11 protein-coding genes are annotated in these 8,849 nt (G+C 35.2%); 5 read left to right on the top strand and 6 right to left on the bottom strand.

Features of this window, described 5'->3' with window-relative positions; all coding sequences use genetic code 11:
• Positions 1-1,334, top strand: a 1,334-nt coding sequence (gene pckA, locus V7014_RS23080; protein ID WP_335510746.1) for a phosphoenolpyruvate carboxykinase (ATP), incomplete at its 5' end; no start/stop codon positions are given.
• A gap of 67 nt (positions 1,335-1,401) precedes the next feature.
• On the opposite strand, the gene V7014_RS23075 is transcribed toward pckA, so the two are convergent.
• The 3 genes from V7014_RS23075 to V7014_RS23065 form a co-directional block, all read right to left on the bottom strand.
• Positions 1,402-1,647 (bottom strand): hypothetical protein, encoded by a 246-nt coding sequence (locus V7014_RS23075; protein WP_335510744.1) that lies wholly within the window; start codon positions 1,645-1,647, stop codon positions 1,402-1,404.
• 396 nt (positions 1,648-2,043) lie between these two features.
• A complete protein-coding gene (locus V7014_RS23070) occupies positions 2,044-2,286 on the bottom strand; it encodes a DUF2584 domain-containing protein (RefSeq protein WP_335510742.1) in 243 nt (80 codons plus the stop codon).
• A gap of 40 nt (positions 2,287-2,326) precedes the next feature.
• Entirely contained in the window at positions 2,327-3,106 is a 780-nt protein-coding gene (locus V7014_RS23065; RefSeq protein WP_335510740.1) for an alpha/beta hydrolase family protein, read from the bottom strand.
• Between the two features lie 101 nt (positions 3,107-3,207).
• Between V7014_RS23065 and V7014_RS23060 the strand changes: the two genes are divergently transcribed.
• The 3 genes from V7014_RS23060 to V7014_RS23050 are packed head-to-tail and all read left to right on the top strand — an operon-like array spanning position 3,208 to position 5,781.
• Complete coding sequence (locus tag V7014_RS23060; protein WP_335510738.1) at positions 3,208-4,206, top strand: ABC transporter substrate-binding protein; 999 nt, start codon at positions 3,208-3,210, stop codon at positions 4,204-4,206.
• Positions 4,207-4,217: 11 nt separating this feature from the next.
• Entirely contained in the window at positions 4,218-5,003 is a 786-nt protein-coding gene (locus tag V7014_RS23055; RefSeq protein ID WP_335510736.1) for an ABC transporter ATP-binding protein, read from the top strand.
• Positions 4,978-5,781, top strand: coding sequence for an ABC transporter permease (locus V7014_RS23050; RefSeq protein WP_335510734.1), 804 nt, complete (start codon positions 4,978-4,980; stop codon positions 5,779-5,781). The genes V7014_RS23055 and V7014_RS23050 overlap by 26 nt, the downstream gene beginning before the upstream one ends.
• Positions 5,782-5,811: 30 nt before the next feature.
• Here V7014_RS23050 and nagZ read toward each other — a convergent pair whose 3' ends face one another.
• The 3 genes from nagZ to V7014_RS23035 all read right to left on the bottom strand — a co-directional run bounded on the left by nagZ (position 5,812) and on the right by V7014_RS23035 (position 8,136).
• Positions 5,812-7,056 carry a beta-N-acetylhexosaminidase gene (gene nagZ / locus V7014_RS23045; RefSeq protein ID WP_335510732.1) on the bottom strand — a complete coding sequence of 415 codons (1,245 nt, stop codon included), beginning with the start codon at positions 7,054-7,056 and terminating at the stop codon, positions 5,812-5,814.
• A 115-nt stretch (positions 7,057-7,171) separates the two neighbouring features.
• The gene (gene ytkD, locus V7014_RS23040) at positions 7,172-7,663 is read right to left on the bottom strand and encodes an RNA deprotection pyrophosphohydrolase (protein WP_335510731.1); all 492 of its coding nucleotides are present in this window, start codon (positions 7,661-7,663) and stop codon (positions 7,172-7,174) included.
• A 59-nt stretch (positions 7,664-7,722) separates the two neighbouring features.
• Positions 7,723-8,136 carry a phage holin family protein gene (locus V7014_RS23035; protein WP_335510729.1) on the bottom strand — a complete coding sequence of 138 codons (414 nt, stop codon included), beginning with the start codon at positions 8,134-8,136 and terminating at the stop codon, positions 7,723-7,725.
• 176 nt (positions 8,137-8,312) lie between these two features.
• Here V7014_RS23035 and V7014_RS23030 point away from each other — a divergent pair, with 176 nt between their 5' ends.
• Positions 8,313-8,576 carry a DUF6154 family protein gene (locus V7014_RS23030; protein ID WP_335510726.1) on the top strand — a complete coding sequence of 88 codons (264 nt, stop codon included), beginning with the start codon at positions 8,313-8,315 and terminating at the stop codon, positions 8,574-8,576.
• Positions 8,577-8,849: the final 273 nt, after the last annotated feature.

Below are 8,849 nucleotides of genomic sequence, written 5' to 3'. Positions count from 1 at the left end.
AAGAAGTATTTTTAAAACTTTATAATAAAGTTGTTACTTATTTAAAAGAAAAAGAAGATGTATTTGTATTTAAAGGTTTTGCTGGTGCCGACAAAAAATCTCGTTTACCTATTCAAGTAATAAATGAATTTGCATGGCATAATCTATTTGCTCATCAATTATTCATTCGACCAACAGAAGAAGAGCTAGTAGATCATGATGCACAATTCACAGTGATTTCAGCACCTAACTTTAAAGCTGATCCAACTGTTGACGGAACTAAATCAGAAACATTCATCATTATTTCTTTTGAATATAAAACCGTTCTAATCGGTGGAACGGAATATGCTGGTGAAATGAAAAAATCCATCTTCTCAGTTATGAACTATTTGCTTCCAGAAAACAACATTCTTTCTATGCATTGCTCTGCAAATGTAGGTAAAGAAGGAGATGTTGCATTATTCTTCGGCCTTTCTGGAACAGGTAAAACAACGTTATCTGCCGACCCTAACCGTAAATTAATCGGTGATGATGAACACGGCTGGTCATCTAACGGAGTGTTCAATATTGAAGGTGGCTGCTATGCAAAATGTATCGATTTAACAAGAGAAAAAGAACCTCAAATCTTTGATGCGATTCGTTTTGGCGCAGTTTTAGAAAACGTTGTTCTTGATGAAGATCGCGTTGCAGACTACTCTGATAAATCTTTAACTGAAAATACTCGTGCTGCTTATAATATTAATGAAATTGACAATATCGTAGTACCAAGTATAGCTGGGCACCCTAACACAATTATTTTCTTAACAGCAGATGCTTTTGGAGTATTACCTCCAATTAGTAAATTAACGAAAGAACAAGCAATGTATCACTTCTTAAGTGGTTATACTAGTAAACTTGCTGGAACAGAGCGTGGAATTACCTCTCCACAAGCAACGTTCTCAACATGTTTCGGTTCACCTTTCTTACCACTGCCTGCAACAGTTTATGCAGAAATGCTTGGACAAAAAATTGACGAGCATAGCGCTAATGTATTCTTAGTAAACACTGGCTGGACTGGTGGAGAATATGGTGTTGGTAGTCGTATGAAACTTGCTTATACACGTGCAATGATTCAAGCTGCGTTAGAGGGCGATTTAAATAATGTGGAAACGGATAAAGACGAAATTTTCGGCCTTGAAATTCCACAACACGTTCCTGGTGTACCGGATGACGTATTACAACCAAGCAAAACATGGCAAGATAAAGCTGCTTATGAAGCTAAAGCTAAAGAATTAGCACAGCAGTTCCGTGAAAACTTCGCTAAATTTGAGAATGTTTCATATGAAATTAAAGAATTTGGTGGTCCAACCCTGTAAGATTTGAATAAAGCCCTAAGTGAGTTTTTTCACTTAGGGCTTGTTACTTTCGTTTACGTGTATTTAATTAGTCTCCGCTTTCAGAGCTTATTTTTTCATCAACTGAAGTTTTTTTAAAATCACCAGTAGGTGAATCTACTGGAACCATAATTATAGAAAGAACGAACATAGCTAAGGAACACGCTAGCAACAATGCACTAGCTTTCGTTGAATTCAACTTTAAAAATTTCAAGCTACCTTTAATTACCCCTATAATTCCAAATAAAATCCCAAGTAGAGATAACAAAAAAAGTATGGTTGCAATTGCTAACATAGATGAACCTCTTTTCATTATATTTATATATTAAATAATACTTTTATTTTATCAGAATAACGTAATGTTAGTCGTTTAACTAAAAGGAAGAGGTTGTCTTGTCCATTAAGGTAATGGTGTTTTAGATTATTACATTTACGTGAAAGGCATTGTTCCCATCTATAGGGAGATCATGCATTTCATCTCTTTCAAAAGCGCCAATTATAGGCANNCCGATTAAAGTTTCACTTTATATGGAAATACATGAAATCTCTCTTTTTCAAAAGCGTCAAAGGTAGGCATTTTCATCATATTCTGCAAGAACAACAAATTTCTCGTAACCTATAACGAAGGGCTAAAAAGCGTAAAAAGGCGTCTTAAAAGTGATTTATAATCACTTTTGAGACAGCCCCAGCCTCAATTTACTGAATGTAATGAAGTTAATTCATATGTAATTTTTGTTGATTCTTTTTCCCATACTACTTGTTTAATAACCGCTGTCCCAATTGATTCACCATGCTTTGTTTTTCTAATATCAATTGGAATATCCATAGGATATAAGCGATAACCACTTTTAATTAAAGAAAAATCATTGCTATTAATACGCTTTTCATTTCCTTTAGTTACAATCATCGTATTAAGCTCAAGAGGCATTCCCATTTATACCACCCTTTCTTATTATTCATTTTACCATTTTTCACTATTGATTTTTCATCCAAATCGATAACTTTTCAACAGTTTGTCGATTCACCTTTGGTGGAAAGTAATGTGTATATTCATCGAAATACCATGCTTCCACTTTTTTATTCAATCGCTTTAATCGATCTTCTAGAACCTCGGCATGCTTAATAGATACATTTTGATCTTTGGCGCCATGAATAATAAGTACAGGACAGTTTATTTGCTTTGCCTTGTACAAAGGTGTTCGCCATTCATATCGCTCAGGATATTTTGAAGGAGTTCCTCCGATTACTCGTTTCATCATTCTACGTAAGTCCACTCGTTCTTCATATGTTAAGAACATATCGGAAACACCGCCCCAAGTAACAATTGATGCTACTGACTGACATTCGATTGCTGTCAACAAAGCCATCACACCACCGCGTGAAAACCCAAAGACATGCACACGATTTACTTTAGGATGTTGCTCTAAAACTCGAAAAGCTGCAAACGCATCATTTCGATCGTCTCCTGCAAAATCTTCAACGCCTTCACCACCTCGATTACCGCGATAAAATGGAGCAAAGACGACAAAGCCTTGAGAAGCAAATTGAATTATTCTTCCCGGTCGTACTTGTCCTACATTATTTTGCCCACCGCGCAAATAGAGAAAACCATCTAACTTCTCCCCTTGCGGTTCCGCTAATAATCCTTTTACCTTTAATCCCTGAGATAAATAAGTAACAATCGATAACTTAATTTCAGGATGTGGAGAAGGGAAAGGAATATGCGATGTAACCACCCCGTCCGTTACATTCATATTTTTCACACCTCTATCATTCACTTATTTCATATAATAGGCATTCACACATTTTTCACACTCACATACGATATGTTTAAACCACTATAGGAGGATCCATTATGAAAAAATGGGTTAAAGTATGTATCAGTTCTTTACTTATCATGTCCATGCTAACATTCATAGTTGCATGTGGCAAAGAAGAAGCAAAAACCGTGCGCATAGCTGAAGTAACTCGCTCTATCTTTTACGCTCCTCAATATGTTGCACTGGCAAAGGGCTTCTTTGAAGATGAAGGCTTAAAGGTAGAGTTAACAACCACTTGGGGTGGAGACAAAACGATGACTACCCTATTATCAGATGGAGCTGATGTCGCATTAGTTGGCTCAGAAACATCTATTTATGTGCATGCTCAAGGTTCTAAAGACCCTGTCATTAATTTCGCTCAACTTACACAAACAGATGGAACATTTCTAATCTCTCGAAAGAAAATTGATAACTTTACATGGGATATGCTTAAAGGTAGTGAATTCCTCGGTCAACGAAAAGGTGGTATGCCACAAATGGCTGGAGAATTTGCGTTAAAAAAACATAATATTGATCCTCACAAAGATTTAAAACTTATTCAAAATGTAGATTTCGCTAACATACCCAATGCATTTTTATCAGGAACTGGCGACTTCGTTCAACTTTTTGAGCCGCAAGCAAGCATCTTTGAACAAGAAGGAAAAGGCTATATCGTTGCTTCATTTGGAACGGAATCAGGAAAGATACCATATACATCATTCATGTCAAAAACAAGTTACTTAAAAGACAATAAAGAAACCGTTGAAAAGTTCACAAAAGCAATCCAGAAAGCTCAAACATGGGTAGAAAAAAATAGCGCTAGTGACATCGCCAAAGCCATTCAACCATACTTCAAGGATACGGACCTTAAAACCATTGAAATGGTTGTTGAACGATACAAAAATCAAGATTCATTTGCCACAGACCCAATTCTTGATCAGGAAGAATGGGATAATCTTAAAGCAATTATGAAAGAAGCTGGAGAATTGCCAAAAGATATTGATTACGACACATTAGTAAATACTGACTTTGCTAAAAAAGCTGCGGAAGAGTAAGGAGTCTTACTATGAGCTTTCTTACAGTTGAACAAATCCATCATGTCTATTTCACAACTTTACAAGCTACCACAGCATTAGAAGACGTTTCACTATCCATTGAAGAGGGTGAATTCGTTTCCTTTCTAGGTCCAAGTGGCTGTGGCAAAACTACTCTATTATCAATCATTGCTGGCTTGTTAAAGCCAACCTTCGGTGTTACAAAACTAGACGCTGATCCTGATTATGTAGAAAAGAAGCAAGACATAGGATATATGCTACAACAAGATTATTTATTTCCTTGGAAAACCATTCGTGAAAACATTTTATTGGGTTTAAAGCTACAAAAAAAACAGCAGATTGAACTCGAATTACGCGCATTGAAATTATTAAACGAGATTGGTTTAACAAACGTAGAGAGCCTTTATCCTAATCAGCTATCAGGTGGTATGCGACAGCGAGTTGCACTCGTCCGAACATTAGCAACAAACCCGAAAATATTATTGCTAGATGAACCTTTCTCAGCACTAGATTATGTAACAAAGCTCAAACTAGAAAATCTCGTTTTTGCAACACTAAAGAATTTCAATAAAACAGCCATACTCGTAACACATGATATAGGTGAAGCAATTGCAATGAGCGACCGTATTTTTATGTTTTCTGCTAAACCTGGAAGATTGTATCAAACATTTATTGTACCTGAAGAATTGAAGACCCTAGCTCCTTTTGAAGCTAGAAATCATTCGTTGTATTCTTCCTTATTTCAGACAATATGGAAGGAGTTTGAGGGCATTGAAGAGCACGCAACTAAATATTAAGTCCTTACATGAGAAATATCGATACGGATTGCGTAAGGAACAAAAACACGTACGTTTTTATCAAACTTTCATTTTCATCTTCTTCTTTGGTTTTTGGGAACTAGCTAGTCGATTAAGCTGGATTGACCCATTAATCTTTAGTGCCCCTTCACAAATCGGAAAACTTTTTATCGAGAAAATCCAGGATGGTACACTTCTTGGGAATGTAGGCGTTACTTTATTTGAAACAGTACTTGGATTTATTCTCGGTACCTTACTAGGTACCTTACTTGCAGCTATACTATGGTGGTCACCATTTCTATCTAAAGTATTAGATCCCTATTTAGTCGTCTTAAATGCGATGCCGAAAGTCGCGCTTGGTCCAATCTTAATAGTCGCCTTAGGACCAGGATTCACTTCCATTATCGCTATGGGAACCATTATTTCTATCATTATAACGACCATAGTCGTATATACATCTTTCAGAGAAGTAGATCCAAATTATATTAAAGTACTCCATACATTTGGTGCATCTAGGATACAATGCTTTCAAGAGGCTATTCTTCCAGCTTCAATGCCAACAATTATCTCCACTTTAAAAGTAAATGTAGGTTTATCCTGGGTTGGCGTTATTGTCGGAGAGTTTCTCGTATCAGCAAAAGGTTTAGGGTATATGATTATTTATGGCTTTCAAGTATTTAATTTCACACTTGTTCTCATGGCATTATTGTTAATAGCGATCTGTGCCACCGTAATGTATCAGCTTGTTGAGCTATTGGAAAGAAAATTAATCAAGTAAAATGATAATAGGTGAGGGTTGTGATTACCCTCACCTAGCATTACTACCAATAGTAGCTAATAATTGTGATATTCTCTGATTAATTTCATTTATATTAACCGGTCCGGTTATTTCATCAGATATTTGATATTTTTCTTTTAAAGTAAGAATTCTATATACACTCTCATCAAGTCTTTCTTTCGAAATTTTATTGGTGTTCACTGCCTCTTTCAATGCATTGAGCACAGCTTTTACATTGTGGTAACCATGGCATACGAGTACAACGTCAGCACCTGCTTGAATAGACTTAACAGCTGCATCTCCAATTTTATAATGATTTGTAATAGCTTTCATTGTTAAATCATCAGTAAACACAACTCCATTAAATGCTAATTCTTCACGAAGTAAATCAGTTATGACTGTTTTCGACAAGCTAACTGGATTTTTATGATCTAAACTTCTTAAAAGTATATGCGCAACCATCATTCCATCTACTCCTTCTTTTATGGCTGCTTGGAATGGATGAAGCTCAAAAGAACGTAATCTTTGAAATGATGCATCCACGATTGGTAATTCAATATGTGAATCTACTTTTGTATCCCCATGCCCTGGAAAGTGCTTCACTACTGGAATAATTTTATGATTCTGTAAACCCTTCATCGTGTGTATGCCGAGACTTGAAACAATATCTGGACGATTGCTAAATGATCGGTCACCAATGACAGGATTGTTCGGATTACTATTAATATCTAATACAGGAGCAAAATTCATATTAAATCCAAAACTCTTTAACTCTTTGGCAATAATGCTGCCAATTTCATAACTAAAAGCCGGATTATTAACTTTGCCTATCGTTTCATTTGTAGGTAAGCCTATTAGTTCATTAGGCATTCTCGATACTCTGCCACCTTCTTCATCAGCGCTAATGAATAATGGTATTTTGTTGGATTGATGTTGAATTTTAATACTATTTATAAAGTTCTTTAATTGATTGGCATTTTTCACATTAGCTCCCATAATAATAATTCCGCCAACTTTATCTTTGCTCAGCAATTCATGATTATTCGCCGTTAAGCCTGTACCTTCAACACTAGCTATAATTAATTGACCGATTTTCTCATCTATGCTCATAGCATCGACCTTTTGCTGAATAGGATCAACAGGTGGTTGCACTTTTTTCTTCGATTCATTATTTGTTTGTTGCTGTTCAACATTTGTGATTATTTTCACATTTATGCATCCTGAAAGCAGTAACAAAGCTGCTATAAATAGACATCCTTTTTTTAATACCATCATTCAATAAACTCCTTGCCAGTATTTTACCCTATACATAGCTTTTCTGTTTTAAAAACATCCCTTTTTCACTATATGCACAAAAAAAGTCCTCCATACAAATGACGGACTCTTATACTTAAATTAGTTGCAACTTCTTCACTTGCGCTAAACTTAAAAGCACTACTTGATCACGCATAATATAGCTATATTTGTCTTCAGTAAAGGATTCAGGTAACTGTTCCATGATGACAGCTCCATTCGTCTCCATGTAATCTGCTTTCTTATCAAATGCAACGGTATGAGAAAAATAGACATTTTTCACAAAACTGGTACTTCCACTACCCACTTGGTATTGCCCTATATAAATTAACTCTTGAATTTGAGCTCCTGTTTCTTCCCAAACTTCTCTAATAGCTGCTTGTTCAATCGTTTCGCCTTCTTCTCTTTTTCCACCTGGGAATTCTAAACCTCTTACTTTATGATTCGTAAATACCCATCCTAAGTTACTGTGTACAATAACTAAAACATGGTCAGGGCATGAGGAAAAGGGATGATCATCTGTTGAGAAATATACATTATTTCCATTTGCATCTAAAAATTTTTTAACCACTTGTATTCTCACTTTCATTATGAGGTGTATACTCCTACTTTACAGTAAATATAATACTAATGAAAGAAAATGACATATTATTCGGCTTTCTTCGTGGTTGTTTCTTTTTTAATACTAAAAACTAATTTTTCTATTATCGCCGGCATTGGCAAACCTACTTTAATGGCATAGCTTAAAATTGTTGCTAATTCATAGCTAATATAAAATACAAGTGTAGAATTTTTTACAATGTCTCCAGTAAGTAATATCATATCTAAAATATAGCTTATAGCGACGATTCCCAAAATCATACCACGTTTGAATGTCTCTTTAAGAAATATTGACCAATTTAAACTATCCGTTATTTTACTAGAAAGGAGAAAAGAAACTAAGTCTATAAGCAATAATTCCCCTAAAGCTAGTGCTAACCAATGATCATATTCACCACTCATGTAAATAACGCTACCACTAATCATCGAAAAGATTGGCAAACTCATGGGGGCCAGTTTCATGTTAAAACCTCCTTCTTACTTTCACACTTTGTATGGAAAAAAAGATTAAAAAAGGTTTAATAGGGGTAAAAAAAGTATAAGAGGAAAATAAGATATTGTGATAAAATATTATATGAATAGTAGAAATTTTTAGTTAGTCAATTTTCAACTATTTTTTAAGAAGTGAGGTGTATACTTTGAAACTCATTGATGATTTATTCGAACACTATCGCACAAAGTTAACAGGTGATGATGAAGACATTGATATTCTTGCTTTAGCCGTACTGGAACAATTAAATCAAAAAGATATTATTGAACATATTCTTGAAATGGATGATGTTGAACTAAGAAGCTTTTTTGGTCTTTACATAATTGAAACTTTAAAAGGAAAGTTCGCTGATGCTAACAGTCCGACGCAGTCTAAAGACTCTTACCTTTCACACTATAGAAATCTTCACTAATTAAAATCATCTGTTCCTTTTATTGAATGCGCTTACTTTTTTTATCTCAAAACAAAAGGAGTCAAAGCATACAAGTTGTAGCTTTGACTCCTTTCTTATTGTTTAGGAATTTATAAAATAATAAGTTGTTGCTGACTTTGAAATAGAGTGATTCTACGTCTAGCTCCGAGCACCCAACGCCTAGTGAACTTCACACTTCTTCTTACGATAAGTCAACGAAGAAATGCGGAATCGGCCCGTTTAGCCCCGCTGGCTTAAGACGAATCACACAGG

Origin of the sequence: Bacillus sp. JJ722, assembly GCF_036963345.1 — a bacterium.
Classification (GTDB): domain Bacteria; phylum Bacillota; class Bacilli; order Bacillales; family DSM-1321; genus Bacillus_AD.
Note: the sequence above shows the minus strand (reverse complement) of the source record. Positions and strands in the feature narration are given on the sequence as shown.